The following is a 26703-nucleotide window of genomic DNA, read 5'->3' as shown; positions in this document are numbered from 1 at the left end:
ATGCATTTGGCTGCGGCCTGATAGCCGCACCCGAGGCTTACCAGGCCGCCCCGCCCCGAGAAGGTCGCCCGTTATCCGCTTCGGCCCCCTCAGGGGCCATTCACCAGCTTGAGGATGAGCTGCTGGATATTGCCGCCGTCACCCATTTCGATCTTGTCGAAGTCGCGGCCGCGCTGGCGCTGTCTTTGGGAGATCTCGCCGAGCCGGCGGGTCAGCTCGATCCTGATCTTCTTGCAATCGGGATCGTCGGCAACGGTGAGGCCGATGCTCATCGCCTCGATCTCCTTGACCATCTCCTTGATAGTCTCGCCATGCACCCGCTCATGCGCCTGCACCCCTGATATGAAGCCCTCCCAGCTGCTCTTCACGGCGGCTGGCAGCTCGGCAGATGGTTTCGGCAGCGTATAGGTGATGATGAGCTTCGGCCGGTTGGTCACGATAACGCAGGCATTTCCCTGCGGTTCGTATTTCCTGGTCCAGGTCAGCTTGAACGTCGTATGCGCGATCGCCCGGCCGAAGCCGCCCGCCTTCGGCCCAAGCTCGCCGATCGATGCATAGAGCCCGGCCCCCGACGTGCCTGATATCGAATAGGGCCGTACCTCTTCGACCGCCTGCCAATCGGCCAAGGCCACGGCCGGTACCGACGTGAAAACTGCCGCAATCATGTAGAACAGAAAATTTGTCGTCACGCGCGGCTCCGCCGAATGATGTGTCGGGCCGAACCTAACGGGAGCGGTCGCCGCTTTCAACGCGTCATGCATATGCTAGCCCTGCAGCGTCTTGACCTTGGTGAGATCGGGGAAGAGCCGCATCCACAGGAGCACGACGACGATCGTGCCGAAGCCGCCGACAACGCCGGTGGCGACGGGGCCGAGGGCTGCCGCCATCATGCCGGATTCGAATTCGCCGAGCTGGTTGGAGGTGCCGATGAACAGCGAGTTGACGGCGCTGACGCGGCCACGCATCTCGTCCGGCGTCAGAAGCTGCACCAGCGAGCTGCGCACGACGACGCTCACCGTATCGGACGCGCCGACCACGAACAGCGCGACCACGGAAAGCGCGATATTGGTCGAAAGCGAGAAGACGATGGTGGCGACGCCGAACACGGCGACGGCGGCAAGCATCTTGCGCCCGACATTGCTGCTCAGTGGCCGGCGGGCAAGCACGATCGACATGGCGAGCGCACCGACCGCCGGGGCCGCGCGCAGAAAACCGAGGCCCCAGGGACCGGCATGCAGGATATCGCTAGCGAATATCGGCAGCAGCGCCGTCGCGCCGCCTAGCAGCACCGCGAAGAGATCGAGCGAGATCGTCCCGAGCATCACCGGCCGGCTGCGGATGAAGGAGACGCCGGCAAAGACCGAGGCGAGCGTCACCGGCTCACGCTTGGCTGGGCTCCATTGCATGCGGATCGAGATGACGTTGAAGCTTGCGACGGCAAAGAGCAGCGCGGAGATAGCAAAAGGCGCGACGGGGTGGAGGCCATAAAGCAGGCCGCCGAGCGAGGGGCCGATGATCATCGCCGTCTGCATCATCGATGTGGAGGTTGCGACCGCCTTCTGCAGCATCGAGGCCGGCACGATGTTCGGCAGCAGGGCCGCCATGGTCGGGCGCTCGAAGGCGACGACGGCGCCGAGCACGGTGACGGCGGCAAGGATGCCGGCCGGTGTCAGCCATTGCTGCCAGGTGGCGACGGCCAGCACCAGCGCCGTCACCGCCTCGATCAACTGGCAGACAAGTCCGATGCGCCGCCGATCGAACCGGTCGGCGACATGGCCGACGACGAAGGTCAGCACCGCCATCGGGAGAAACTGGCACAAGCCGACGAGGCCGAGCGCAAAGGCGCTGTGCGTCTGATCGTAGATCATCCACCCCATGGCGATGCCAATGGACTGGAAGGAAAGCGAGGAAAAGACGCGGGAGGCGGCGAAGTTCAGATAGCCGGGGTGGCGAAGAACGCTCCCCGGGCCTTGGGATATGTCCATTGCGATGTCACCGGCCGGCAGCGCGGGTCCGCCAGCCTTTATAAGAGTTTTCAAGGTCGGAGCGGTGTTCTGCCCGAATGGACGAATTGTCAATCGCAATGAGCTGGTGTCACCGGATTGTGTGACGCCTCGGTTTTAGCGCGGTTCCCTGGAGATGCTGAGATAGCCGGGATCGAATTCGGCGATTTCCTGCAGGCGTTCCCAGTCGACGATGGTGATCGTCCGGTTCTCCCAGGTGAACACGCCCTCGCGCCTCAGCGCCTGCAGCGTCTTGTTGAGGTGGACGACGGAGACGCCGAGCACGTCGGCCATCTCGATCTGCGTCAACGGAAACTGGAAACTTGCGCCGCGCGTCCGCTTCACCACCTGCAGCCGCACGAAGAGTTCGCAGACGAGATGGGCGATATGGGCGCGCTTGGAGCGCCGGCCCATGGCGACGATCCACTCGCGGTGGATCGCGCCGTCGATCAATGTATCGAGCCAGAGCAGCCGGGTAAGATGCGGCATGTCTTCAGTGATCGCCTTGAGAACGGCATGATCGGCGAAAGCGACGTGACAGGACGACATCGCAACGACGCCATGGTCCATCTTCTTGATCGGGAAAGCGTGCAGATCGACAAAATCGCCAGCGACGTGTAGCGCGGTGATCTGGCGACTGCCATCGGCCATCACCCTGTAGCGCGCCGCAAAACCATCGAGCAGCAGCGTGCTGTAGGTCGGACGGCTTCCTTCGGAGACGAGATCCTCTCCGGCAACGAAGTGCCTGTCTTTTACGATGACCGCTCTGAGATGGCTTTCCTCCTCGGCCGACAGCACATCGCGGCTACCAAGGTTCAGCAGCAGAGCTTCAATCACGGGTTTGTCCGCCGATAGCGCAAAAGTTCCTGACCATTTCGATGCGACCTGTATTTTCTATAAGAATCAATGCCTAGCCTCGGGAACAATTGTCTTCATCTGTGATTTCTCCTGTGACGCGCAGGAAAAAACATGGCTCGCTACTATTTCGATCTACACAACGGCGAAGGTCCCACGCGCGACGAGCACGGCACCGAGCTCAAATCTCGCGAAGACATTCCTAAAGAGGTGACCCGCATCCTGCTGGATGTGGCCCGTGACGAACTGCCTGCGGGTGATCGCATGACGATCGCCGTCACCGTTCGCAACGAGAAGGGCGACCCGGTCACAGTTGCCAGTCTAGTCTTCAGCAATGAATGGCTCGACGTCTTACGATAGCGGTCCCCGTTAACGGCTGCCGCCGGTCACACACATACGCATCAAACCGACTCGGTCGATCGTGACGCGACGCTAAGACCCGCCTTCATAGCCGGCAATTAAATTTGACATAGTCTTTCGATTGCTTCGCCTCGATCGACAGCTATTCAAGGCAGGCAAGCCGATCACGGCTATTTCGAAATTTCTTCGAGAATCAGCCGGATTTCTGCCAGCGGCCGCCGGCTTTCATCGAACAGTTCCACCGACAGCATATTCAAAGGTGCAGCCGGCAAGCCTTCGGCGGCCATTTCCGCGAGAACGCGCCGCGCCTCCGCTTTCGCAGCCTCGACAGAGTCGAAATCATATCCCGTCTCGGTCGCCCCGACGCCATCCCGATCGAAAAGCTGAAAGTAGAATTTCGGCACGACACATCCCCGGCTAGATAACGCTAACGGTTCCGCGGCGAACATGTTCCGCCGGAACGGCTTCGATGCAGCGTCAGAAGGCGCCGGCTTCCGGAGAGGCCATTTCCTCGATGCCGTCGACACGGTCGGGATAGAAGGCAAGATGGTCCTTGATGCTGCTGACCGCCGCATTCGGCGCCTCGTAGGTCCAGACGGCATTCTTCGAGCGCTCGCCGCCCGGAATGATGCTGTAGTAGGAAGCGTCGCCCTTATAGGGGCAATGGGTGGCGTGGTCGGTGCGTTGAAGCAGCGACATGTCGACATCCTTGCGCGGAATATATTGCACCGGCGGATAGGAGGCCTCGCGCAGCGTCAGCGCATTGCGGGTATCGGCAATCGTCTTGCCGCCGAGCGTGACGACGACGCGGGAGGGATTGTGCTCGACGCTGATCGGATGATCCGGCCCCGGAATCTTGATCGACTTATCTGACATCTTTTCTGACATGGGGATTCGTCTCCAGGAGGTATCGATCCCACTGAGATAGGGCGGACACGTCGCCGGCCCAAGGGCTCGAACCTACTGATCTGACGACACCTGAGATCAACCTCAGAATTCGAAACGCGGTGATACCGAACTGAATATCGCCGTTTTCGCCACCACCGGCCAGTGACGTGCAAGCGCATCCGCAGCTGTTTCGACCAGGCGGGCGATGTCGTCGCCGGCAGAGACGTGCAAGGCCTCGACAACGATCAGCACCGAGCGCGTCGTCTCCCGCACCGCCGAAAGCCCGCTCTGCCGGTTCGTCCAGCGCCGCGCATGAGTCCTGTGTTCATCGTCTGCGAAGATCACTTCGTTCGCCTCCGGATGCTCGATTTCGCCGGCGAAGGTCAGATAGGTCTCGTCACCCTTGGCTCGCCGGACTTCGAGATCGCCAGCGATCTTTTCGACGTCGAAGACGGCGACCGGAATGGCGAAGGCGAGCGAAATCGCATTGCAGAGATCGATGAGCGGATGCAGGCGCGGCAGCGCATGTTCCTGGCGGAAGCGACGCAACAACGCCTCGGAAGCGCAGCGATATTGCGTCGGCTTCAGCCCCATACGGGAAAAGCCGCGCCGCCAGGCCTGGATTTCGGGGAATTCGCCCTCTTGCGCTTTGACCAGCCGGGCCTCGGCGATCGCGCTGAAGCTTACGATCGCCGCCTCGACATCGGCATCTGCATGGATGCCGTCGGCGTGGAGCGCGCCGGCGCGAAGCTCCGGAAAGGCCTGCCACATGGCATCGGAATGGCTGAACTGCATGGTCTATCTCCCTCCGGCAAGTTTCACTGAACGGCTCCCGGCAAAGGCAAGCCCGAGCACGGCCGCAAGCACGCAGGCGATACCCGCGAACTGGCTGAGCCCGACCGGCTCGCCAAGAATGATAAAGGCAAGCATGACGGCGGAAACCGGCGCCAGCGCCGTGAAGAGCGCGGCTTCCGTGCCGCTCACCCTTTCTGCTCCCGCATACCAGAGCAGAAATCCGCCGACGGTCGGCACCAGCGCATAATAGACGACGGCGGCGACAGCGCTTGCCGAAATACCATCTGGGAAAGGCGCTTCAAAAACAGCCGGGATGGCGGCAACGATAAAGCCGATGCCGGCCATCAGCGTCGACAGGGCAAGCGGTGCAACCTCCGTCTTCAGTCTTTTGTTCAGCAGGATGAACAGCCCCTCGCAGACGACTGCCACGAAGATCAGTGCATTGCCGGAGAGCGATCCTCCGGCGGCATCCGGCGTGAAGGCGATCGACAGCACGCCCGCCGTTGCAAGCGCCACGGCAAGAAGCAGAGCCGGCTGCGGCCGTTCCCGGAGCAGCAGGATGGAGATTGCGGCCGAGACCACCGGCAGCGTGCCGATGATGACGCCGGCATCGGCGGCCGAGGTCAGGCTGAGGCCGGAGATCAGCAGCGTCGTATAACCGACACTGCCGGCCCCGGCCTGAATGAAAAGGGTGAAGCGATCTTGCCTGGAGAGTTTCGGCAGCCGCGCGCCGGTCGCCCGCATCAGCACGAGAAGGACTGGAAAGGCGATGGCGAAGCGCAATGCGGTGGCGCTGAACGGCGGCAGGCCCGACGCGATGAGCTTGCTTGCAATGACGGTGCTCCCCACGGTCAGCATGGCCAGCGCCAGATAGACATAACCTTGAACCTGTCTCGACATTCGGCGTCTCCTCTTGGATGCGCCGACAAAACAGCAGGGATGGATCAGGGTCTTGAACGAAATTGCAGGATAAAACAAAGAACTAAAGCGCGCGGCCAGCCCCGTCCTTCGAGGCCCCTTACGGGGCACCTCAGGATGAGGCTGGAGAGAGGTTGCGGCCTGGTTCAACGGGAAGTGAAGCGGCACGGCGCACCGACTAGCCCTCATCCTGAGGCGCGCAGGCCAAAGGCCGGAGCCTCGAAGGACGAGGGCGGGTGGCTGCACCTCAGGCACGGAGGACTGATCTCTCCATCACCGACCCTACGTCCTGCTGATCGAAACTCCGCCTTCCGCCAGCATCGCCGTGCCGGTGACGAGGCTCGACATGCCAGCACCGCTCAGAGAAAGGCGCCGGCATAGAGGCGCGGCGACAGGCCGTATTTGCGCACGAAGACCCGCGTCATGTGGCTCTGGTCGGCAAAGCCGCTGGCAAAGGCCGCCTCCGCAAGCGGCATGCCCTGAGCGATCAGCCGGCGGGCGATATGGATGCGGGCCTGGACGAGATAGGCATGCGGCGTCAGGCCGGTCGCCTTGGCAAAACCGCGCAGCACCTGGAAGCGACTGAGCCCGCTTTCCCTGGAGAGATCGGCAAGCGAGACGGCGGCAAGCGGATCGTCGTCGATCAGATCTCGAGCCGCGCGGATCGACGCCGGCACCATTGGCCGCTCTTCGGTACAAGAGCGCTCCCGCATGACGTCGGCGACGAGTTGCAGAAGCAGTTCCTCGCGGAGCAGATCCTCCGCCGCCCTGCCGCCGGTCACCGCGCCAAACAGCATTTCGAAGCGGGCGGCGGTCGCCGCATTGCGGATGACGGGATGCGGGATTTCCGACCGCCCTACCCCGCTTTCGCTGATCTCTCGTGACAGACCGCTGACGATGGCGGGATCGAAATAGAGGATGCGCCACGACCGGCCTTCGCCGATCGGCGCGCCATCATGCACTTCGTTCGGATTGACCGTGATGATGTCGCCGGCCTCAGACTCCACCATGCCGCGGCCGCTGAGCGACGACTGCGCCCCGGCGGACATCAAACCGATGCCGAACTGCTCATGCGTATGGCGCGCAAAGCTGTGATGCGTTTCCGCCTCTACCGCTTCGACGCCTGATAGCGCCGAGCGCAACATCCTGAACTGGTTTTTCGCCATTCTCTGTCCGCAGGTCCGATCGCCGGCCACTCTGCCAGCCACAGCGAGATGACGCAATCATTCCGGCCAGACTGGCTGCCTAGAAGAACTCGTCGAGCAGCTGATAATAATCGAGTCTCGCCGGATCCGCGGCCGGCATGCCGTAGCGATCAAGGAAGGGCTGCACCAGCGTCTCGCCGAAATTGGAGGCGATGCTGCGGCAGGCGAGCGCGATATCCTGATAGCGGTCGGCGACGCCAAGCCGGCTGCAGTCGATATAACCCGAAAATCCCTTTTCCGGCGCGATGAAATTCGGCAGACAGGCATCACCATGGGTGACGACGAGATCCTCGCGGCCAGGCCTCCCGCTTTCGAGTTCGGCAAACAGGGCTTCGGCACTCTTTCCAAGTCGCGTCTCATCGAAATCGGTCTCGTCGATGATACCGGCCTGCATCCGCGCTTTCGCTACAGCAACACGCATCTCCAGCCGATTGTCGAAGGGGCAGGACGCGATCGGCAGGCGATGCAGGTCAAGAAGCGCCACTGCCAGCAGTTCAACCCGCGCAAGCGGCGTCAGCACTGACGTACTGGCGAGATCACTCCCGGGAAGCGCGCTGATCAGCAACCGGTTGTGCACACCGTCGCTGTCCTCTGCTATAACATCGGGACAGGGCAGACCGGAAGCCTTGAGCCAGCAAAGCCTGGCCGCCTCGTCGGCGAGTTCGCCAAAAGGACCGACCTCTTCGACCTTCAGATAAAGCGTCGGCAATCGGAGAGCTTCCAGCCGGAAGACACTTGCGGCGGAGCGGCCGAGCGCATCGCGTTCGAACCGGTAACCGGCCAGACGGGCATCGAGCGCGCCCGCCGACGGCGGTTGATCCTCTTGGAAAATCGACATGATATCTAGGCCATTGGTGCTGGCGCATTATCCCGACAAGGCGGGACAGCGCAAGCGGCGCGATCGCTCGAGCGAGCCCCCTGCGACCTCAATGAACAGTTTCGGCGGGCGCGGCTTCGAGAAGGATTTCGAAAGCCTCTTCCAGAGCAGCCACCAGAATATCGGTCAGCTCGTCGCCCTTGTTTTCCAGGAACAGCGCACTGACGGCTTCGTCCTGATGCTCAAAAAAACGCTCGATCTCGTTCGACATATCATTGTCCTCTTCTTCACCGGATCATCACGGCCATGGGAAGAAGCTAGGTAGGGTTGCTTGCGCGTGGCTGTTGCATTGGCCGAACTCCCTCCTGATCGTTAATCTTCAGGAAAACGACGGCTTTTCCATTCGCTGCGCGGAACCGATTTTCCGACATCATACTCGAAGGATATGATCTTCGTCGCATCATTATCCACTTCGCATCTGAATCTGACCTCAAACCATTCATTGCGGCTCTTGAAGGCACCGCGGCGTGCATCAAGTACACTTCCGCTCAAAAGCGAGTAGGAAGGTAGCCAATGCGGTTGATATTGCGCGGCCGAATGGATTAGTTGCTGCCTGAGTTCGGTCTGGCAAAGCTGGTTGATACGCTCGCCTCGCGGCAGATTGCTGATTGCGGTCTTGATCATCGGACTGGCGATGGCCCTTTCGGAAAACAGCGTCTTCGACTTAATCATTTTGTCTGCCTCCTTGGCCTCGGCTTTTGGCGGTGTCGAAGGCGCCTGCACCGTTGTGTCCTTGGTTGGCTTCGGCTGCTCGAAATTCGTCTTTGCCTCGTCCTGCCCTGTGGCAGCCGGCCCGTTCTTTTCCGGATTGGACTCAACAGTCTCCACCTGTGGAAGTTCAATATCCCGAGGCACCGGATTTGCAGCAGGCATTGTCTCCGAAACTTGAGGCTTTTCGGGCTGCGGCGGCTCCACTCGTACCTCCTCCGGTTTTACATCAGCAATTGGTGGCTTTGGTGCTTCTGCCTGCTGCGGCTCTCCCTGTTCCGTTTCTTTCGGCGCAGAACCCTTATCGGCAAATTCAAGCACCGGACGAAAGGTACGCGACGACCTTGGAGGTTCTGCCTGTGGCTTTGCAGCTTCCGGCGCTGGCGCTGGCGGTGGCGGTGGTGGCGGCGGAGGCGGAGGCGGTTCCTTCTTGGCCTCTTCCGGCGGCTTCGGCTCCGGTGGCTTTTCCTCGGGCTTGGGCTCCGGCTTTTTCTCCTCCGGCGGCGGGACGAGTTCCACTTTCACACTCTCGTCTTCGGCAGGTTTCGGCTCAATCTTCGGCAGCCCGAAAATGAGAGCAGCAAGGATAGGAATATGGGCAACAACAGACGCGACGACGCCCCAGCGGATTTCAGGCCGCTGCCTTCCCGTTTCGTGCTGCGCTTCCGCCGGTTCTACGTCTTCTTCTGTCACAGCAGCGATGTGGCCCCTAAAACCGGCAGCATCAAGCCACAAAAGAAAAAAACCGCGTGATCGAGCCGCGATGAGGCTTATTGCTCGACCGCGCCATCGTCGGCCACCAAATTGTGCTCCTGCCATTCATCTCGCGGAATGGCATCGCCGACGAGGAAGGTAAAGGACAGGACCTTGCCGGAGCGGGCATCGAACTCGCATTTAAACTGGATGTTGTACCACTTCCGTTTGCTGCGGAAGGCACCGCCCTTCACCTCGACGTTGTTGCCGCTGACCTTCTCCAAAAAGTTGGGCCGGAGCCTGCCGCGGAAATTGAAGCAAGCCGCGACACTGCCAGCGCAACGAGTGCTCCGCAATCTTCAAGACCGACGATCTCCGGCTACCCGAGTGAGCCGATGAGATCCCGGTAGGCGGCCTCCGGGAATGCCTTCAGCGTCTCAGTCCGAACATTGCCGCCCATCGCCAGCGAGAGGGTAAAATGCGCCATGACGGCGTCATCGGGCGCCTCGCAGACGGCGACCATGTCGTGCCCGCCCATCGTCAAATAGAACTGGTTGAAGGAGCCGCCGACGCCGGCGAGCAATTTCTTTGCCGCATCGAGCCGTTTGGCCGAGTCGCGAACATTGCGGATGCCCTGATCGGTCCAATTGATCAAAAGAATGTAAGTGGTCATGTCGCACCTCCCAGAGCATGGTGCCGAAAAGTGTCAGCGGTTTTCGGACGACGCCATGCTCTACTTCTTTGATGTGGATCCGGATTCAGATTTCAGGCCCGTCAGGCCTGAACCATCCGGATCTAGCGGAGGATCGGTGTATACGGCCACACGTCAACTCTCGCTCGCGCGCGGCGATCGATCCCTTCCCGTGGCCGGATTATAGGCTTGTCACCAGGGAGGGACAAGAAAGATGCCGGGATCATTGGTGTTAATCACAAAAGCAAAAGCCGGGCATGAAGCCCGGCTTTTTCAATGAGAACGGTGTCGTCGAAGTCTTAGCTGTCGAGGAAGCTTCTCAGCTTTCTAGAGCGGCTCGGATGCTTCAGCTTGCGCAGCGCCTTCGCCTCGATCTGGCGGATACGTTCGCGGGTGACCGAGAACTGCTGGCCAACTTCTTCGAGCGTGTGGTCGGTGTTCATGCCGATGCCGAAGCGCATGCGCAGCACACGCTCTTCGCGCGGCGTCAGCGAGGCGAGAACACGAGTCGTCGTCTCGCGCAGATTCGCCTGGATGGCGGCGTCAATCGGCAGCAGCGCGTTCTTGTCCTCGATGAAATCGCCGAGATGCGAATCCTCTTCGTCACCGACAGGGGTTTCGAGCGAGATCGGCTCCTTGGCGATCTTCAGGACCTTGCGGACCTTTTCGAGCGGCATGGCGAGCTTTTCGGCCAGTTCTTCCGGTGTCGGCTCGCGGCCGATCTCGTGCAGCATCTGGCGCGACGTGCGGACGATCTTGTTGATCGTCTCGATCATGTGCACCGGAATGCGGATCGTGCGGGCCTGGTCGGCGATCGAACGGGTGATCGCCTGACGAATCCACCATGTCGCATAGGTCGAGAACTTGTAGCCGCGGCGGTATTCGAACTTGTCGACCGCTTTCATCAGGCCGATATTGCCTTCCTGAATGAGGTCGAGGAACTGCAGGCCGCGGTTCGTGTACTTCTTGGCGATGGAGATGACGAGGCGAAGGTTCGCTTCGACCATTTCCTTCTTGGCAATACGCGCTTCGCGCTCGCCCTTCTGCACCATATGCACGATGCGGCGGAATTCCGAGATCGAGATACCGGTTTCGGTCGCCAGATTCTGGATTTCCTGGCGAATGTCGCGGATCGTCGTGTTTTCGCCCCTGGCGAATTCCTTCCAGCCGCGGGCGGCCAGATTGCCGATCGACTTCATCCAGTTCGGATCGAGTTCGGCGCCCTGGTACTGCTCCAGGAAGGAGTCGCGCTTGACGCCGTAGGATTCGGCCAGACGCAACAGGCGGCCCTCGTTGGAAACGAGGCGCTTGTTGATGTCGTAGAGCTGCTCGACGAGGGCGTCGATGCGGTTCTGGTTCAAGGACAGAGATTTGACGGCTTTGATGAGCTCATCTTTGAGTTCCTTGTAACGGCGCTCTTGGGCAGTGGACAGCGTGCCGGAAGCCGACAGGCGCTGCTCGACCTGCTGGTCCTGCAGCTTGCGCAGCTTCTTGTAGGTCTCGGCGATCGTATCGAGCGTCTCCATCACCTGCGGGCGAAGCTCGGCTTCCATCGCCGCCAGCGAAAGGTTGGATTCGTCCTCGTCCTCTTCCTCCTCCTCGGGAGGCAGGCCTTCGCCGCCGACATCGGTGATGTCGTCGTCGCCGGAGCGGGCGCGACGGGTCTTTTCTTTCTCTTCTGCGAGCTTGCGATCGGCTTCGATCTTCTCCGGGCTCTGGAACTGCGGCGCAGCCTTGGCTTCAGGGCCGGAATAGGTCGTTTCGAGATCGATGATCTCGCGCAGCAACGTCGTGCCTTCGTTGAGTTCGTCGCGCCAAATGATCAGCGCCTGGAAGGTCAGCGGGCTCTCGCAGAGACCCGCGATCATCGTCTCGCGGCCGGCCTCGATACGCTTGGCGATCGCGATTTCGCCCTCGCGGGACAGAAGCTCCACCGAGCCCATTTCGCGCAGGTACATGCGCACCGGATCGTCGGTACGGTCGGTCGGTTCTTTTTTCTTGGCAGTCGCAAGTGCGGTGCCACTCGAGGGCGCGAGTTCGCCGCCTTCGCTCTCCTCGTCGCCGCCGGCGTCGTCGTCATCGCTGCCGCCGGAAGCACCGGCTTCCTCGGCTTCCTCGTCTTCGATGACGTTGATGCCCATGTCGGACAGCATCGACATCGTGTCTTCGATCTGCTCGGACGTCACTTCTTCGGACGGCAAGACGGCGTTCAGCTCGTCCATCGTCACATAGCCGCGCTTCTTGGCGGCCTTGATCATCTTCTTGACCGCGTCGTCGGAAAGATCGAGAAGAGGGCCGTCGCTTGCGCTGTCGCGTTCGACTTCCGCGTCTTCGTTCTCTTTGACCTTGGTTGCCATTTATATCGTCGCCTTCCTGACGCTATCCAATCTCGCTACAGTGAACGGGCTGTCTCAGGGCCTGACGCGCCGCACGCGCCGCCCTCGAATCACCTTTGCCCACCTAACGGGATGACATTTAAAGCCTGATTAACCACGATTACCGGCACCGGACAGCAAAGCTTTCTTGCTCTTGGATTTCCGGCCATGGTTGCGCGATCCGCCTTGACCCAGTTCACCATTCAACAAGTCGAACGGTGATTCCTACATTTTTTGTTCTCGTCAAGCTTTTCCAGAAAAAAAGCCCACAAAAATACGGAAAAAGCCTTATCCACAGGCTTTGAACCGCGGCAGCGATTGCGAACCCTTATTTAAGATGCTGCGAACAAAAGACAAGGGCAGTAAAGTTTTTGCACGCCACGCAGCCTTATACGCAGGATTTTCTACCGGTTTTGCCGTCAAGCCGGCGGCATACCTGCCGGCCGGCACGACGGCGCAAAGCATTCACCCTTCTCAGATCCAGTCCATGACCACTTTGCCCGAGTTACCCGACCGCATCGCCTCGAAGCCGTCGCGAAAATCGTCGATACCGATCCGGTGGGTGATGATGGGTGCGAGATCGAGGCCGCCCTGGACGAAAGCGATCATCTTGTACCAGGTCTCGAACATCTCGCGGCCGTAGATGCCCTTGAGATTGAGCATCTTGAAGATCACTTTGTTCCAGTCAATTTCGAAGCCGGCCGGCGCGATGCCGAGAATGGCAATCTTGCCGCCATTGTTCATCTTGTCGATCATGTCGCGGAAGGCAGGTGCGGCCCCCGACATTTCCAGCCCGACGTCGAATCCTTCCGTCATACCGATCGCCTTCATCACGTCGGCGAGGTTTTCCTTCGATGCGTCGACGACATGATCGATGCCGAGCTTGCGCGCCAACTCCAGCCGGTGCGGATTGATATCGGTGATGACGACCTTGCGGGCGCCGGATCGCTTGGCGACGAGCGCGCCCATGATGCCGATCGGCCCGGCACCGGTGACGAGCACGTCCTCGCCGACGAGATCGAAGGAGAGCGCCGTGTGCACGGCATTGCCGAACGGATCGAAGATGGCGGCGATCTCGTCGGAAATATCATCCGGGATCGGCACGACATTGTTTTCGGGAATGCAGACGAACTCGCCGAACGAACCCGGCCGGTTGACGCCGACGCCGAGCGTGTTGCGGCAGAGATGCCCCCTGCCCGCCCGGCAGTTGCGGCACTTGCCGCAGACGATATGCCCTTCGCCGGAGACCCGCTCGCCGATATGATAGCGGGTGACCGCCGAGCCGATCTCGGCGATCTCGCCGGAGAATTCATGGCCGACCACCATCGGCACCGGAATGGTCTTCTGCGCCCACTGATCCCAGTTCCAGATATGGACGTCGGTGCCGCAGATTGCCGATTTCTTCACCCGGATCAGCACGTCGTTCGGCCCAACCTCGGGCACCGGCACATTCTCCATCCAGAGTCCGACCTCCGGTTTCGCTTTGACCAGCGCCTTCATCATGTTCGACATCAACGATATCCTGCCCTTGTTCTGGTGCCTGACTTTGCGACTCCCTCTCTCCCCACTTGGGAGAAGAGGGAGATGGCAACGCCTATTGTCAAATCACACCCAATTCCCGCCCTGCCTCGGCAAAGGCCGCGATTGCCCGCTCCACATCCGCCCGCGAATGCGCCGCCGACATTTGCGTGCGGATGCGGGCCTGGCCTTTCGGCACGACGGGGAAGGAGAAGCCGATCACATAGATCCCCTTCTTCAGCATCAGGCTTGCCATATCCTGGGCGAGTTTGGCGTCGCCCAGCATGACGGGAATGATCGGATGGCCCTCGCCGGCAAGCGTGAAGCCGAGCTTGGTCATTTCAGTGCGGAACAGATCGGCATTGTCGGAAAGGCGCCTGCGCAAGGCATCGCCGTTTTCGATGAGGTCGAACACTTTGAGCGAGGCGGCGGCGATAACGGGCGCCAGCGTGTTCGAAAACAGATAGGGCCGCGAGCGCTGCCGCAGCCATTCGACGACCTCTGCCTTGGCGGAGGTATAGCCGCCCGAGGCGCCGCCAAGCGCCTTGCCGAGCGTACCGGTGATGATGTCGATCCGGCCCTCGACGCCGCAATATTCCGGCGAACCGCGGCCATTCTTACCGACGAAGCCGACGGCATGGCTGTCATCGACCATGACCATCGCGCCGTATTTCTCGGCGAGGTCGCAGACGCCGCCCAAATTGGCGATGATCCCGTCCATCGAGAAGACACCGTCGGTGGCGACCAGCTTGAAGCGGCTGCCTTCGGCCTTCTTCAGTTCCTCCTCGAGCGCTGCCATATCGTTGTTGGCGTAGCGGAAGCGCTTGGCCTTCGAGAGCCTCACACCGTCGATGATCGAGGCATGGTTCAGCGCGTCCGAGATGATCGCGTCCTCTTCCGACAGCAGCGTTTCGAACAGGCCGCCATTGGCGTCGAAGCAGGAGGAATAGAGGATCGTGTCTTCCATGCCGAGGAAAGAGGAGATGCGCGCTTCGAGCTGCTTATGCTCTTCCTGCGTGCCGCAGATGAAGCGCACCGAAGCCATGCCGTAGCCGTATCGGTCGAGCGCCTGCTTGCCGGCCTCGGCCAGCTCCTCGTTATCGGCAAGGCCGAGATAGTTGTTGGCGCAGAAATTCAGCACCCGCTCGCCGGTGGAAATCGCGATCTCGCCCGCCTGCTTGGAGCTGATGACGCGCTCGGATTTGTAGAGGCCGGCATCCTTCAGCGCTGAGATCTCGTTGCTGAGATGGGAGAGAAATTGCGAGGTCATGGACGGCCTTTCCCAGAGATTTCGTTTGCCCGCCGGGTTAGCATATTGCCGCCGGCTTGTCTTCTCAGCGCTGGACCGAGATCAGCAGGAACATCGGCCGGTCGATCTCCTCCGCCCAATCTGGATTGTCGTGGAGCTCATCTTCGTTCGGGCTCCACTCCTCGACATGGCGAATGGTAAAGCCGGCCGCGATCAATGTGTTGAGCGTCGTGCCGAGCTTGCGGTGCTGCTTGACCACACCCTTGGCAAGCCAGTCGGTGGTGCGCAGACCTTCGACGGAATAACGGTCGAGCGGCCAGATGCGCCGCCCCTCGGCATCGGCTGCCCAGGCGGGATTGGTCGGCGCCATGAAGATCGGATGCTCGATGGTGAAGACGAATTGCGATCCCGGCAAAAGCGCGCGATAGACCGTCGCGGCGAGACCGGCAAAATCCTCGATATAATGCAGCGCCAGCGAGCTATAGGCGAAATCGAAGGAAGCTTGAGCAAGCGTGAGATGCTCGAGATCGGCGATCTCGTAGGTGATCGCTGCTTCCGCCGTATCGGCCCTCGCTCTGGCGATCATCTTTTCCGAGATGTCGAGCGCAAGCACGCTTGCAGCACCCTGGCTCACGGCAAAACGCGAAAACCAGCCGAAGCCGCAGCCGAGATCGACAACATGCTTGCCGGCAAGATTGGGCAGCAGCGCGCGCACCGCCGGCCACTCGGATGCTCCGTCGAGCCCGTGCAAGGATCGTCTCATGCCGCTATATCCAGCGAAGAATTCCGGTCGGTCGTAAATATTCTGGGCCATCGGCGCTCCTCCCTTGCCGCTCAGCCGTTGTCCTGTGCCAGGATGATCTCCAGGAAGGCATCGCCGTAACGTTCGAGCTTCGCCTGCCCGACGCCTGATATGGCGAGCAATTCCTTGCGGCTGCGAGGCCGCTCCGTGGCGAAGGCGATCAGCGTCGTATCGGGAAAGACGACATAGGGCGGCACGCCGAGCGATTTGGCGATCGCCATGCGCTCGGCCCTAAGCGCCTCGAAGAGACTGCCGTCGGCGCCTGATAGTCCCGATTTGCGCTCGCTGCGCTCCGCCTTCTTCGTGCGCCGTTCCGAGGCCGGGCGGTCCTTGCGGAAGAACACCTGTCGCTCGTGCTTGAAGACGGCACGCGCCTCCGGCTCCAGCTTCAGCGCCCCGAAGGCCTCGTGGTCGACACGGATCAGCCCCATGGCAAGCAACTGGCGGAAGACCGACTGCCAGACGCGCGCCGGAATATCCTTGCCGGCGCCGAAGACCGGCATTTCGGCATGACCGAAGCGTTCGGTCTTTTCGTTGACGTGGCCGAGGAGCACATCGATGACATGGCCAGCGCCGAAACGCTCGCCGGTGCGGTAGACGGCCGCCAACGCCTTGATTGCCGCGTCCGTGCCCTCCCAGGTCTCGACGGGCTTCAGGCAGGTGTCGCAATTGCCGCAATGGCCGGCATGCGCCTCGCCGAAATGGGCAAGGATCGCCTGGCGGCGGCAGGAGGCGGTCTCGCAGATCGCCAGCAATGCGTTGAGCTTGGCGCGTTCGACCCGTTTGATCTCCGCGGCAGCGCTGCCCTCGTCGATCATCCGGCCGCGCTGGATGACGTCGGCCATGCCATAGGCCATCCAGACTTCGGACGGCAGGCCGTCGCGGCCGGCGCGCCCAGTCTCCTGATAATAGGCTTCCACCGAACCCGGCAGGTCGAGATGGGCGACATAACGCACGTTCGGTTTGTCGATGCCCATGCCGAAGGCGACGGTGGCGACCAGACAGAGGTTCTCTTCTTTCAGGAAGGCATCCTGATTGGCGTCACGAACCGCCCTGTCCATGCCTGCATGATAGGCGCGGGCGCGAATGCCCTGCCCGTTTAGCCATTCGGCCGTATCCTCGACCTTGGCGCGCGACAGGCAATAGACGATGCCGCTGTCGCCCTTGTGGCCGGACAGGAACCGCAGCAGCTGCTGGCGCGGCTGATCACGCTCGACGATCTCGTAGGCGATGTTCGGACGGTCGAAACTGGTGGTGAAGATCTCGGCAGAATCCAAACCCAGCCGCTCGATCATGTCGTCGCGCGTATGCGGATCGGCCGTCGCCGTCAGCGCCACGCGGGGCACACCGGGATATTGCTCGCCGAGCCGCCCGAGTTCGCGATATTCCGGCCGGAAATCATGGCCCCATTGCGAGACGCAATGGGCCTCGTCAATCGCAAATAGCGCGATCTTCTCGTTGGCGATCAGCTCACGGAACCCATCGGTCAAAATGCGCTCGGGCGTCACGTAGAGAAGGTCGAGCTGGCCCGCCGAAAGCGCGCGGCGAACCTCGACGAACTCCTCGCGCGACAGCGACGAGTTGAGTGCTGCGGCGCGGATGCCGAGCTGCTTCATCGCCTCCACCTGATCGCGCATCAGCGCAATCAGCGGCGAAACGACGATGCCGACGCCATCGCGGCAGAGCGCCGGGATCTGGAAGCACAGCGACTTGCCGGCGCCTGTGGGAAAGAGCACGACCGCATCGCCGCCGGAAACCACATGCTCGACCACCTGCTGCTGCTTGCCGCGGAAGGAGGAATAGCCGTAGACCTGCTTGAGGATATCGAGCGGCGAGCGGCCGGAAGAAAACAGCGCGCCGGAAGCGGAAAAGCCCGGTTCGTTTCGTTCAGTCAGCGACATCAGTGGTTCGCCGCCCCTTTGACGCGGCCGGAAAGCACGCCGAAGCCATCGATGATGGCCTCCTGGTTCTCAAGGCGCACCCCTTCGAAATGCACTTCCTGCTGCGCTCGCATCAGCTGAACGATCGCCTCGCCGTCGCCGGCTTCGGTTGCCAGCGCGATCTCGCGCTCGAGCTCGATCTTCTGCCGGCGCAGCGCCTTCGCCCGCTTGTGGGAGGCCAGTGCCTGGCGGTATCCCTCACGCGCATCCTCCATCGCAGCCTCCTCGGTCGCGATCCATAGCCGGGCATTGCGCACCTGCTGGTCGAGGCTTTTGATGAGCGGGCCGAAGCCTTCGAATTCCAGCCTTTCGGTCAGATATTCGCGCGTCAGATGCGGGCCGGCGACGGCCGCGGCTGCCCCCAGCATCGCCGACCAGAGCCGCTGCAGCTCGCGGCTGTCATATTCGATTGCGGCGATCTCGTCATAATCGTCGATCATCAGCGAGGGGTGATTGACGACGGTCAACGCCAGCACGCTTTCGCGCAGCGCCGTATTGTTCTGGTGACCGCGCACGGGACCCGAGCGGGCGAGCCTTTCGGAAATGACGCTGGGGCTTTTCGGCCCGGCCTTGCCCGCATTGTCGCGGCCCGTCCGGTAATTGCCGTTGCCGTTGAAGCCGCCGCGGCGATCGCCATTGTTGCGGTTCTGGAACTGCGGCTGGAAGAAGACGTTCAGCCGATCGCGAATATCCTGCTGGTAGTGACGGCGGACGTTCTCGTCGGCGATGACGGCGACCAGTTGCTTCAGCCGCGCCTCGAGTTCGGCGCGCGCCTCCGGCGTGTCGAACTTGCCGGTATTGATCTCCCGGCTCCAAAGCATCTCGGAGAGCGGCTTTGCCTGGCTCATCACCTTGTCGAAAGGCGCGCGCCCGTCATCGCGCACCAGATCGTCGGGATCCTTGCCATCGGGCAGAAGCGCGAAGCGAACGGAACGGCCGGGCTTCAGATGCGGCAGCGCCAGTTCGGCGGCGCGATTGGCGGCGCGGATGCCGGCGCTGTCGCCGTCGAAGCAGAGCACCGGCTGCGGCACCATCTTCCAGAGCAGCTCGAGCTGGTTTTCGGTGAGCGCCGTGCCAAGCGGCGCAACGGCATTCTCGATGCCCGCCTGATAGAGCGCGATCACGTCCATATAGCCTTCGACGGCGATGATGGTGCCGGTCGCATTGTCGTCCTGAGGATCGCCGCGGCCCGGTCCCTGGATCGCGCGGCGCGCGCGGGCGAAATTGTAAAGGACATTGCCCTTGTGGAAGAGCTCCGTCTCGTTGGAGTTCAGATATTTCGCCGGCGCATCGGCAGACATGGCGCGGCCGCCGAAAGCGATCACCTTTTCCCGCGACGAAAGGATCGGGAACATGATGCGGTCGCGGAAGCGATCATAGGAAACCGGCACGTTTTCATGCACGACCAGACCGCAGGCCTCGATCTGCTCCTTGGAGACACCCTTGCCGGCGAGGAATTCCTTGAGCGCATTGCGGCTGTCGGGCGCAAAGCCGAGACGGAAGGTCTCGATGGTGCGTCCCGTCAATCCGCGGTCGCGCAGATAGGCGCGCGCCCTCGCCCCATTCGCCGTCTGCAGCTGATCCTGGAAAAACTGTGTCGCCATTTCCATGACGTCGATCAGCGAGCCGCGCTCCTTCTCGCGCTTCTCCATCACAGGATCGGCAAGCGGCATCGGCACGCCGGCCATATCGGCGATCTGCTGCACCGCCTCGGGGAAACTCAGACCTTCAAGTTCCGTCAGGAAGCGGAAATGGTCTCCGGTGACGCCGCAGCCGAAGCAATGATAACGGCCCTTGCGGTCCTCGCAGTGAAAGCTCGGCGATTTCTCGCCGTGGAACGGGCAGCAGGCCCAGTAATCGCCGCGCGACACATTGGTCTTGCGTTTGTCCCAGCTCACGCGGCGCGCAATCACGTTCGAAATCGGAACGCGGTCGCGAATATCATCGAGAAAGGTGTTGGAAAAGCGCATTTATACCTCTTGGCCAGCTCCCATATAAGCTGCTTTTCCGCTCCATGCCATGAAACTTGTCATGAAAACCCGCTATTCACAGGCTATGCGGCCGTCATCGGCGGCTCCGGTTATCCAATCAAAAACGCGTTATCGCCCCCTGCGACAGGGTGCGACATTATTGTCGTCGCAGAGCCGGAATTCCGCCGCCACCCATGACTTCCGCGACAGCGGAAGCCTCTGACAGATCCGAAGAAAAACTTTTGGGAACAAAGGTTTATTACCTCTTCCGATTGCGCCTCATGATCCTCCGCGCCACCTCCCGAGAGCCCGCTTCGACGCCTCCCAAATCGCCGATTCCGGCAATTATTATTTTTTTGTAATTTGAATAAGCAGCCAGCCCGCAATAGGTTCGATCTCAACAAAGCGATCCCCGAGCGAAGCACCATCCCTACCCCCGGCGCCGCTTCGCAAGGGTGCCTTTGCAAATACCCTCCGGCTTGGGCTTCGGCCCTGCGTGCCGGTGGAAGCAAAGAGCAAGAAGGCAGGAGCGCCCCCAGCTCCTGCCTTCTTAAATTTTTGGCTCCTTGCGACAACTCTCCCTTTGAGATTAACCGCTTATTGACAAAACCGTTGACAGGCGGCGCCTGCATGAAAGATGTATGCGCCGAACTCCCTGGACCTCTCCAAATGGCTTTTACCGCGGATAATCTTGCAGCAGACGATCGCTTTCTCGCTGCGATCCTGCATTGCGCCGATCAGATGCTCGCCATCTATCGCGAGAGCCCGCGCATCGCCTCGATCTTCGCCGCGCAGCAGCGCTGGCTGATGGCCCATGCCGGCTTCGCGCTTCATTACGGTTATTCCGACGATGGGAAGAGCGGCGGCCTCTATTCTGGGCGCTTCATCGATTTTGCGGTCAGGAACGACATCGCCAGCCGCAACACAGCCGCGGCCTTCATGCAGGAAATGCTGGCCTATCGCTTCCTGCGACCGGTCCCCGGCCCCGACAAGCGCACACGTTACCTGGAGCCCACCGAAATCGCCGAGCAGCATTTCACCCGATGGCTCGTCGCCCATATGATGATCCTCGACAGCCTCGACGGCGGCGAGCGCGCCGATCAGATCACCGCCGACCCCTCGGCGATGATGGCAGCGATCCAGCCGCTGATCGCAAGGGCGATCATAGGAAGTGAAGCAGTCCGCAATCCGGGCGCCACCTTCAACCTTTTCAACTGGGCGAATTCCGGCGGGCTGGTGATGGACTACCTGATCTCGCGCCTTCCCGAATTTCCACGGACGGCCGAACGCGTCGTGCTCGGCCCCCTGTCGCTCAGGGAAATCCGTGAACAGTTCATGATCTCCAACACCCACCTGAAGCGGCTTCTGATGCAGGCAGCGACCATGGAGAGCATCGGTTGGACGCAACCCTCCCGCAAGGGTGACTTCTGGCTATCGGCCCGTTTCATCCGCGAATACTGGAATTATCAGGCGGCGAAATTCGCCATCATCGATGCCGCCGCCGAAGCAGTGCTCGGGCCTGCGGTCAGTGACGAACCGCAGGCAAGAAAGGTTATCTGAGGCTTATCCGTTCAACAGTTCCTTGACGGTCGCCGACGCCTTGGCGAAATCCATCTGGCCGGCATAACGCTCCTTCAGCGCCGCCATCACCTTGCCCATGTCCTTGGCGCCTGCGGCACCCGTTTCAGTGATGATCGCCGAGACATTGGCGCGCACTTCGCTGTCCGAAAGCTGCTTTGGCATGAAATCCTGGATGACGGTGATTTCGGCGCGCTCCTTGGCGGCAAGCTCCGGCCGGGAATTCTCCTCGTAGATCTTGGCCGATTCGTCGCGCTGCTTCACCATTTTGGCGAGGATCTGCAGGATCTCGTCGTCGCTCGCCTGCTCCTTGCCGGTGCCGCGGTTGGCGATATCGCGGTCCTTGACCGCGGCCTGAATCAGCCGGACGGTGGAAAGCCGCTCCGCATTCTTGGCCTTCATCGCCTCTTTCAGCTGGGTGGCGAGTTGATCGCGCAGCATGGTCTTCACTCCTGTTTTGATGCCGCTTCATAAACCACGCTGATGCGGCGGATCAAATAAATTGCGCGGTCAGCGCGATAAAGCGCAGGAAAACGGCCACGATCTTGGCTACAAAGATTGACGCTAAGCGATTGCGTGGCTATTTACCGCCACCTGCACCAAAATTCGTGATCAGGCCTGAAGCGCGCGGCATTGCCGTGTCCACACGCCTGCGAAATCAAATGGCGACGAGCGCGACAACGCGCCCACCTGCCGGAAACGGGATGAAGATGACCGCGACAGCACCCTGGACAATCGAAAAGCCGACCGCCCTGCTCGTTCTTGCCGACGGCACGGTCATCGAAGGCAAGGGCATCGGCGCGACCGGCAAGGTGCCGGCCGAAGTGGTCTTCAACACCGCGCTGACCGGCTATGAGGAGATCCTGACGGACCCCTCCTATCTCGGCCAGATCGTCACCTTCACCTTCCCGCATATCGGCAATATCGGCACCAATGATGAAGACATCGAGGATCTGACGCCTGCCGCCCGCCACGGCGCCGTCGGCGTCATCTTCAAGGCCGACATCACTGAGCCCTCGAACTACCGCGCCGCCAAGCACCTCGACCAATGGCTGAAGGCCCGCGGCGTCATCGGTCTCTGCGGCATCGACACACGCGCACTGACCGCCTGGATCCGTGAGAACGGGGCTCCGAACGCGGTGATCGCCCACGACCCGAACGGCGTCTTCGACATCGAGGCGCTGAAGGCCGAAGCCAAAGCCTGGAGTGGCCTCGAAGGTCTCGACCTCGCCAAGATCGCCTCCTCGGGCCAGTCCTCGCAATGGACCGAAACGCCGTGGGTCTGGAATGAAGGTTACGGTGAACTCCAGGCCACGGACGCGAAATACCACGTCGTCTGCCTCGATTACGGCGTCAAGCGCAACATCCTGCGCCTGTTTGCCGGCCTCGACTGCAAGGTGACCGTCGTGCCGGCAGCAACGAGCGCCGAAGACGTGCTCGCCATGCAGCCGGACGGCATCTTCCTGTCGAACGGCCCGGGCGATCCGGCGGCAACCGGCGACTATGCCGTGCCTGTGATCAAGACACTGATCAAGACCGATATCCCGGTCTTCGGCATCTGCCTCGGCCACCAGATGCTGGGCCTGGCACTCGGCGCGAAGACCGAGAAGATGCATCAGGGCCATCACGGCGCCAACCACCCCGTCAAGGACCATACGACCGGCAAGGTCGAGATCGTCTCGATGAACCACGGCTTCGCGGTCGACTCGAAGTCGCTGCCGGATGGCGTTGAAGAGACTCATATTTCGCTTTTCGACGGCACCAATTGCGGCCTGCGCGTCCTCGGCAAGCAAGTCTTCTCGGTCCAGCACCATCCGGAAGCCTCTCCCGGCCCGCAGGACAGCCATTATCTCTTCCGCCGCTTCATCAACATGGTGCGCGAGAAGAAGGGCGAACCGGCGCTCGCCGAACGCTGATTTCAAATAGTGCATACTTCTGATCAAGGCTCACACAAGTGGGCCTTTTTCTTTATTCGCATATTGACCTCAGCTTAACTTGAGGAATTACAGATCTGCCTGCAGACATCTGATGCAGGAGAAAACTGGATGAGCGGAGCTTTCTTTCGAGTCGACAAGTTCATCGTGCCGGCGGCGGCACGCGTGGAATTTCTCGTCAAAGTGATGATGACCCACAAGGTGTTGGAGGTGCAGGACGGTTTCATCGATCACAGGGTGCTGGAGCAGGTCGCTGGTCCAGGCGAATTCAATTTCGTCACCATTGCCGAATGGGAAAATACCGAGGTCGTCGAGCGCGCGCGGGCAGCCGTGGCGGCCGCCCATAAGGGTGCGAATTTCGATCCGCAGGAAATGTTTGCGCGTCTCGGTATTCGCGCCGACATCGCCGGCTACAAGCCTGTCGCGGCCTGATCGCAGCGCCGGCCGGCTCAGGCGCCGGCCATTGCGCCCTCCCGGCGAAGGAGAAGATAGAACCGTCCGCAGAGCATGACGGCGGCGGCTGCCAGCCCGACGAGGAAGCCGAACCAGATGCCGATACCGCCGAAACCGAGCGGGAAAGCAAAGGCCCAGGCGAGGAAGAAGCCGATCGGCCAATAAGCGATCAGTGCCATGATCATCGGCACGCGCGCGTCCTTGAGACCGCGCAGCAATCCATTGGCAACCACCTGCAGCCCGTCGACCAGCTGGAAAAGCCCGGCAACGACGATCAGCGGCCCGGCATAGGCAAGCACTTCGGACGCCTCGGGCGAGTTGACGTCAAGGAACCAGCTGCCGAGGAATTGCGGCATGGTGGCAAAGAGCACCGAGCCGACTGCCGAGATGGCGCAAGCGATGATAACAACCATGATCGAAGCGCGCACCAGCCCCCGATGGTCGCCCTGCCCGTGCGCGACGCCGATGCGCACCGTCGCCGCCTGGCTGAGGCCGAGCGGGATCATGAAGGCGATCGAGGCCCATTGCAGGGCAATGCCGTGGGCGGCAAGCTCGATCGTACCGATATAGCCCATCAGCAGTGAGGCTACCGTGAACAGGCTGACCTCGGCAAGGAGGGTAACGCTGATCGGGAAACCGAGCCGGATGACCTCCAGCAGCGCGTGCCAGTCGGGTTTCCAGAACCGCACGAAGATCTCGTAGCGCCGCGTCTCTTCCCGCCGCTGCACGAAAGCAAGGATGAAGAGGAAGCCGGCCGTCTGCACGACGACCGAAACGATCGCCGCGCCCTCAAGCCCCATCGCCGGAAAACCGAAATGGCCGAGCACGAGCATATAGGCGAAGATCGCGTTCATCACCAGCGTGGCGATGGTGACGTTGAGGATGATGCCTGCCTTGCCGATGGCGCTGACGAGCGAGCGCATGACGTTGAAGAGCAGGCCCGGCAGCACGCCGAACTGGCCGATCATGATATAACCATGGGCGAGCTTGGCCACCTCGGGCTTCTGCTGCGCAAAGAGCAGGATCTGTTCCGCATTGAAGAAGGCCGGCTGCATGATGATCCAAAATCCGATCACCACCCAGAGACCCATGCGCAGCGATCGGCGCACCGAGACGACGTCGCCGCGGCCATAGGCCTGCGCCACCATCGGAATGACGGCGATGGCAAAGCCCGAACCGAAGATGAGGATCGTGAACAGGAACTGCGCCGACAGCACCATCGCCGCCAGCTGTTCGGCGCCGAGACGTCCGACGATCATCACATCGGTGGTGTGGATACCGAGCTGGGCAAGCTGCGCGCCGATCAGCGGAATGCCGAGCGCCAGCGTCGCACGGAAATGTGCGCCCCAACGATTATCGTTTGTCGGCGCAAGCCTGCGCGCGTCGATCGGCGTGTCCATGACACCAGTCCTGTGATTGAAATATGCGTCGCCACAGCTTGCGGCGAAATATCATCCGGGCTTAGAGCAAAGCCCCGCAAAGAACTACCCCAGATAAGGCAGATGATGAAAAATTCATCATCGCATCACTATTTCTGATCAATCAGCCCGTGGCTTCCAGCGCCTCGGCCGGCTCCCTCACCGGAACCCTTGTGAGGAATACCCCGGCGGCCAGAAGGATGAGCACGGCGGCCGTGAGATACGGCGCGCCGGCAAAAGTGACAGGCGCCTCAGGCTGCGTGAAGTAGGAAAACATCTGCGTGAAGATCAGCGGCCCGACAATGGTGGTGATGCTGCTGAGGCTGGTAAGCGCGCCCTGCAGCTCGCCCTGCGCCGAAGGCGGAACCATGCCGGCGGCGATGCTGCGCAGCGGCGGGTCGGCGACGTTTTCGATGACGGTCGCGACGATGACGACGTAAACCACCCAGCCCTCCCAGGCGAAGGCATAGCCGGTCAGTCCTGCAGCTGAAAAGCAGAGGCCGAGAAGCGCCGTTTTCCATTCGCCGAGCAGAGGCACGACGCGCGGCAGGACCAGCCCCATGACGAGCGCAGCACCAATCCCGTAAATGCCGAGCGATAGGCCGATCTGTCCCTCGCTCCAACCGTATCGATAGGTCGAGACGAACGCCCAGACCGAGGGATAGACGGCATGCGCCAGGAAGAACAGGAACATGACGAGGCTGACCCAGCCGATGCCGGGATAATGGCGCATCTGGCGCAACGCGCCAAGTGGATTGGCGCGTTTCCACTCGAACCGGCGGCGGTTCTTCGCCTCCAGCGTTTCCGGCAGCAGGAAGCAGGCGGCGATGAAATTGACAAGCGACAGCGCAGCCGCGCCGAGGAACGGCACACGGGGGCCGAATTCGCCGAGGACACCGCCAACGACGGGGCCGATGGTGAAGCCGACGCCGAAGGCGATGCCTATCAGCCCGAAATTCTTCGCCCGGTTCTCCTCCGTGCTGATATCGGCGATATACGCCGAGCAGGTGGCAAAGCTGCCGCCGCTGATGCCGGCAAGCACGCGGCCGACGAACAGCATCCAGAAGCTGGTGGCGATGCCGCAAATGAAATTGTCGATCGCGAAGGTCAGCACCGAAAGCAACAGGATCGGCCGGCGGCCAAAGCGGTCGGACAGGTTTCCGAGCAGCGGCGCGAACAGGAATTGCATGCCGGCATAGACCAGCATCAGCCAGCCGCCGTCGATCGCCGCATCGCTGACGCTGCCGCCGGTCAGTTGCTCCAGATAGGCGGGCAGCACCGGCATGATGATGGCGATGCCGATAATGTCGAGGAAGAGGATGATGAAGACCAGGAAAAGGCCGCGGCGAACGAATTTCGGGTCAAGCATGAGGCATCTCTACAGCGGTTGGTTCTGAAAAGACGATCTCGTCGCCGAGAAAGTGACATAGCTCAGAAAAGAAACCGAAACAATCCGTGAACATCTCATAGTTT

25 protein-coding genes and 1 pseudogene are annotated in these 26703 nt (G+C 61.3%); 4 read left to right on the top strand and 22 right to left on the bottom strand.

Annotated elements, in window-relative coordinates; all coding sequences use genetic code 11:
- Positions 1–89: 89 nt before the first annotated feature.
- The 3 genes from HFO71_RS02100 to HFO71_RS02090 form a co-directional block, all read right to left on the bottom strand.
- Positions 90–761, bottom strand: a complete 672-nt coding sequence (locus tag HFO71_RS02100; RefSeq protein ID WP_077978850.1) for a DUF922 domain-containing Zn-dependent protease — start codon at positions 759–761, stop codon at positions 90–92.
- Positions 762–764: 3 nt separating this feature from the next.
- Positions 765–1985, bottom strand: a complete 1221-nt coding sequence (locus tag HFO71_RS02095; RefSeq protein WP_077978851.1) for an MFS transporter — start codon at positions 1983–1985, stop codon at positions 765–767.
- 135 nt (positions 1986–2120) lie between these two features.
- On the bottom strand, positions 2121–2840 hold the full coding sequence (locus HFO71_RS02090; protein WP_206987693.1) for a Crp/Fnr family transcriptional regulator: 720 nt from the start codon (positions 2838–2840) through the stop codon (positions 2121–2123).
- Between the two features lie 132 nt (positions 2841–2972).
- On the opposite strand from HFO71_RS02090, the gene HFO71_RS02085 reads away from it, so the two are divergent.
- A complete protein-coding gene (locus tag HFO71_RS02085; RefSeq protein ID WP_168258865.1) occupies positions 2973–3218 on the top strand; it encodes a DUF6894 family protein in 246 nt (81 codons plus the stop codon).
- Between the two features lie 170 nt (positions 3219–3388).
- On the opposite strand, the gene HFO71_RS02080 is transcribed toward HFO71_RS02085, so the two are convergent.
- From HFO71_RS02080 to dnaG, 16 genes and pseudogenes are all read right to left on the bottom strand, one after another.
- A complete protein-coding gene (locus tag HFO71_RS02080) occupies positions 3389–3622 on the bottom strand; it encodes a DUF6894 family protein (protein ID WP_025395393.1) in 234 nt (77 codons plus the stop codon).
- A gap of 73 nt (positions 3623–3695) precedes the next feature.
- Positions 3696–4094, bottom strand: a complete 399-nt coding sequence (locus tag HFO71_RS02075) for a DUF427 domain-containing protein (protein WP_077978853.1) — start codon at positions 4092–4094, stop codon at positions 3696–3698.
- 114 nt (positions 4095–4208) lie between these two features.
- Positions 4209–4901, bottom strand: coding sequence for a B3/B4 domain-containing protein (locus HFO71_RS02070; protein ID WP_131639560.1), 693 nt, complete (start codon positions 4899–4901; stop codon positions 4209–4211).
- A gap of 3 nt (positions 4902–4904) precedes the next feature.
- A complete protein-coding gene (locus tag HFO71_RS02065) occupies positions 4905–5801 on the bottom strand; it encodes a DMT family transporter (RefSeq protein WP_206987691.1) in 897 nt (298 codons plus the stop codon).
- A 377-nt stretch (positions 5802–6178) separates the two neighbouring features.
- The gene (locus HFO71_RS02060; protein ID WP_206987688.1) at positions 6179–6985 is read right to left on the bottom strand and encodes a helix-turn-helix transcriptional regulator; all 807 of its coding nucleotides are present in this window, start codon (positions 6983–6985) and stop codon (positions 6179–6181) included.
- A 79-nt stretch (positions 6986–7064) separates the two neighbouring features.
- Positions 7065–7862, bottom strand: a complete 798-nt coding sequence (locus HFO71_RS02055) for an APH(3') family aminoglycoside O-phosphotransferase (RefSeq protein ID WP_206987686.1) — start codon at positions 7860–7862, stop codon at positions 7065–7067.
- 88 nt (positions 7863–7950) lie between these two features.
- Positions 7951–8112 (bottom strand): hypothetical protein, encoded by a 162-nt coding sequence (locus HFO71_RS02050; RefSeq protein WP_164986508.1) that lies wholly within the window; start codon positions 8110–8112, stop codon positions 7951–7953.
- 101 nt (positions 8113–8213) lie between these two features.
- Complete coding sequence (locus HFO71_RS02045; protein WP_221987696.1) at positions 8214–9344, bottom strand: DUF930 domain-containing protein; 1131 nt, start codon at positions 9342–9344, stop codon at positions 8214–8216.
- A gap of 35 nt (positions 9345–9379) precedes the next feature.
- Positions 9380–9583, bottom strand: a pseudogene (locus HFO71_RS02040) (DUF930 domain-containing protein); the annotation flags it as partial.
- Between the two features lie 98 nt (positions 9584–9681).
- Positions 9682–9975, bottom strand: coding sequence for a GYD domain-containing protein (locus HFO71_RS02035; protein ID WP_027664171.1), 294 nt, complete (start codon positions 9973–9975; stop codon positions 9682–9684).
- Between the two features lie 317 nt (positions 9976–10292).
- A complete protein-coding gene (rpoD, locus tag HFO71_RS02030; protein WP_017961411.1) occupies positions 10293–12350 on the bottom strand; it encodes an RNA polymerase sigma factor RpoD in 2058 nt (685 codons plus the stop codon).
- A gap of 492 nt (positions 12351–12842) precedes the next feature.
- Positions 12843–13880 carry an L-threonine 3-dehydrogenase gene (gene tdh / locus HFO71_RS02025; RefSeq protein ID WP_206987685.1) on the bottom strand — a complete coding sequence of 346 codons (1038 nt, stop codon included), beginning with the start codon at positions 13878–13880 and terminating at the stop codon, positions 12843–12845.
- Between the two features lie 88 nt (positions 13881–13968).
- A complete protein-coding gene (locus HFO71_RS02020) occupies positions 13969–15156 on the bottom strand; it encodes a glycine C-acetyltransferase (protein ID WP_206987683.1) in 1188 nt (395 codons plus the stop codon).
- Positions 15157–15220: 64 nt separating this feature from the next.
- A complete protein-coding gene (locus HFO71_RS02015) occupies positions 15221–15949 on the bottom strand; it encodes a class I SAM-dependent methyltransferase (protein WP_025395402.1) in 729 nt (242 codons plus the stop codon).
- A gap of 20 nt (positions 15950–15969) precedes the next feature.
- Complete coding sequence (gene recQ / locus HFO71_RS02010) at positions 15970–17838, bottom strand: DNA helicase RecQ (RefSeq protein ID WP_025395403.1); 1869 nt, start codon at positions 17836–17838, stop codon at positions 15970–15972.
- Entirely contained in the window at positions 17838–19847 is a 2010-nt protein-coding gene (gene dnaG, locus HFO71_RS02005) for a DNA primase (RefSeq protein WP_025395404.1), read from the bottom strand. The genes recQ and dnaG overlap by 1 nt, the downstream gene beginning before the upstream one ends.
- A 669-nt stretch (positions 19848–20516) precedes the next feature.
- On the opposite strand from dnaG, the gene HFO71_RS02000 reads away from it, so the two are divergent.
- Positions 20517–21407 (top strand): hypothetical protein, encoded by an 891-nt coding sequence (locus HFO71_RS02000; protein ID WP_206987681.1) that lies wholly within the window; start codon positions 20517–20519, stop codon positions 21405–21407.
- A 3-nt stretch (positions 21408–21410) separates the two neighbouring features.
- Here HFO71_RS02000 and HFO71_RS01995 read toward each other — a convergent pair whose 3' ends face one another.
- Positions 21411–21866 carry a GatB/YqeY domain-containing protein gene (locus HFO71_RS01995; protein WP_017961417.1) on the bottom strand — a complete coding sequence of 152 codons (456 nt, stop codon included), beginning with the start codon at positions 21864–21866 and terminating at the stop codon, positions 21411–21413.
- A 269-nt stretch (positions 21867–22135) separates the two neighbouring features.
- On the opposite strand from HFO71_RS01995, the gene carA reads away from it, so the two are divergent.
- Both carA and HFO71_RS01985 read left to right on the top strand, forming a co-directional pair.
- Entirely contained in the window at positions 22136–23341 is a 1206-nt protein-coding gene (carA, locus tag HFO71_RS01990) for a glutamine-hydrolyzing carbamoyl-phosphate synthase small subunit (protein ID WP_038614944.1), read from the top strand.
- A 129-nt stretch (positions 23342–23470) separates the two neighbouring features.
- Positions 23471–23791, top strand: a complete 321-nt coding sequence (locus tag HFO71_RS01985; RefSeq protein ID WP_131639571.1) for an antibiotic biosynthesis monooxygenase — start codon at positions 23471–23473, stop codon at positions 23789–23791.
- 17 nt (positions 23792–23808) lie between these two features.
- Here the strand turns inward: HFO71_RS01985 and HFO71_RS01980 are convergent, their stop codons facing one another.
- Positions 23809–25212, bottom strand: a complete 1404-nt coding sequence (locus HFO71_RS01980; protein WP_025395408.1) for an MATE family efflux transporter — start codon at positions 25210–25212, stop codon at positions 23809–23811.
- A 142-nt stretch (positions 25213–25354) separates the two neighbouring features.
- Positions 25355–26599, bottom strand: a complete 1245-nt coding sequence (locus HFO71_RS01975) for a TCR/Tet family MFS transporter (protein ID WP_077978861.1) — start codon at positions 26597–26599, stop codon at positions 25355–25357.
- Positions 26600–26703 lie beyond the last annotated feature (104 nt).

This window comes from Rhizobium laguerreae, from assembly GCF_019778565.1.
Lineage (GTDB): Bacteria > Pseudomonadota > Alphaproteobacteria > Rhizobiales > Rhizobiaceae > Rhizobium > Rhizobium laguerreae.
This window is presented reverse-complemented; position numbering and strand designations above follow the sequence as displayed.

What these genes read in the sequence shown, in the direction of transcription:
- carA (WP_038614944.1), top strand. Translation starts at nt 22,136, where the DNA reads ATGACCGCGACAGCACCCTGGACAATCGAAAAGCCGACCGCCCTGCTC.
- HFO71_RS02020 (WP_206987683.1), bottom strand. Translation starts at nt 15,156, where the DNA reads ATGACCTCGCAATTTCTCTCCCATCTCAGCAACGAGATCTCAGCGCTG.
- HFO71_RS02050 (WP_164986508.1), bottom strand. Translation starts at nt 8,112, where the DNA reads ATGTCGAACGAGATCGAGCGTTTTTTTGAGCATCAGGACGAAGCCGTC.
- HFO71_RS02070 (WP_131639560.1), bottom strand. Translation starts at nt 4,901, where the DNA reads ATGCAGTTCAGCCATTCCGATGCCATGTGGCAGGCCTTTCCGGAGCTT.
- HFO71_RS01995 (WP_017961417.1), bottom strand. Translation starts at nt 21,866, where the DNA reads ATGCTGCGCGATCAACTCGCCACCCAGCTGAAAGAGGCGATGAAGGCC.
- HFO71_RS02015 (WP_025395402.1), bottom strand. Translation starts at nt 15,949, where the DNA reads ATGGCCCAGAATATTTACGACCGACCGGAATTCTTCGCTGGATATAGC.
- HFO71_RS01985 (WP_131639571.1), top strand. Translation starts at nt 23,471, where the DNA reads ATGAGCGGAGCTTTCTTTCGAGTCGACAAGTTCATCGTGCCGGCGGCG.
- HFO71_RS02060 (WP_206987688.1), bottom strand. Translation starts at nt 6,985, where the DNA reads ATGGCGAAAAACCAGTTCAGGATGTTGCGCTCGGCGCTATCAGGCGTC.
- HFO71_RS02000 (WP_206987681.1), top strand. Translation starts at nt 20,517, where the DNA reads ATGGCTTTTACCGCGGATAATCTTGCAGCAGACGATCGCTTTCTCGCT.
- HFO71_RS01975 (WP_077978861.1), bottom strand. Translation starts at nt 26,599, where the DNA reads ATGCTTGACCCGAAATTCGTTCGCCGCGGCCTTTTCCTGGTCTTCATC.
- HFO71_RS02100 (WP_077978850.1), bottom strand. Translation starts at nt 761, where the DNA reads ATGCATGACGCGTTGAAAGCGGCGACCGCTCCCGTTAGGTTCGGCCCG.
- HFO71_RS02075 (WP_077978853.1), bottom strand. Translation starts at nt 4,094, where the DNA reads ATGTCAGATAAGTCGATCAAGATTCCGGGGCCGGATCATCCGATCAGC.
- rpoD (WP_017961411.1), bottom strand. Translation starts at nt 12,350, where the DNA reads ATGGCAACCAAGGTCAAAGAGAACGAAGACGCGGAAGTCGAACGCGAC.
- HFO71_RS02095 (WP_077978851.1), bottom strand. Translation starts at nt 1,985, where the DNA reads ATGGACATATCCCAAGGCCCGGGGAGCGTTCTTCGCCACCCCGGCTAT.
- HFO71_RS01980 (WP_025395408.1), bottom strand. Translation starts at nt 25,212, where the DNA reads ATGGACACGCCGATCGACGCGCGCAGGCTTGCGCCGACAAACGATAAT.
- recQ (WP_025395403.1), bottom strand. Translation starts at nt 17,838, where the DNA reads ATGTCGCTGACTGAACGAAACGAACCGGGCTTTTCCGCTTCCGGCGCG.
- HFO71_RS02085 (WP_168258865.1), top strand. Translation starts at nt 2,973, where the DNA reads ATGGCTCGCTACTATTTCGATCTACACAACGGCGAAGGTCCCACGCGC.
- HFO71_RS02055 (WP_206987686.1), bottom strand. Translation starts at nt 7,862, where the DNA reads ATGTCGATTTTCCAAGAGGATCAACCGCCGTCGGCGGGCGCGCTCGAT.
- dnaG (WP_025395404.1), bottom strand. Translation starts at nt 19,847, where the DNA reads ATGCGCTTTTCCAACACCTTTCTCGATGATATTCGCGACCGCGTTCCG.
- HFO71_RS02065 (WP_206987691.1), bottom strand. Translation starts at nt 5,801, where the DNA reads ATGTCGAGACAGGTTCAAGGTTATGTCTATCTGGCGCTGGCCATGCTG.
- tdh (WP_206987685.1), bottom strand. Translation starts at nt 13,880, where the DNA reads ATGTCGAACATGATGAAGGCGCTGGTCAAAGCGAAACCGGAGGTCGGA.
- HFO71_RS02035 (WP_027664171.1), bottom strand. Translation starts at nt 9,975, where the DNA reads ATGACCACTTACATTCTTTTGATCAATTGGACCGATCAGGGCATCCGC.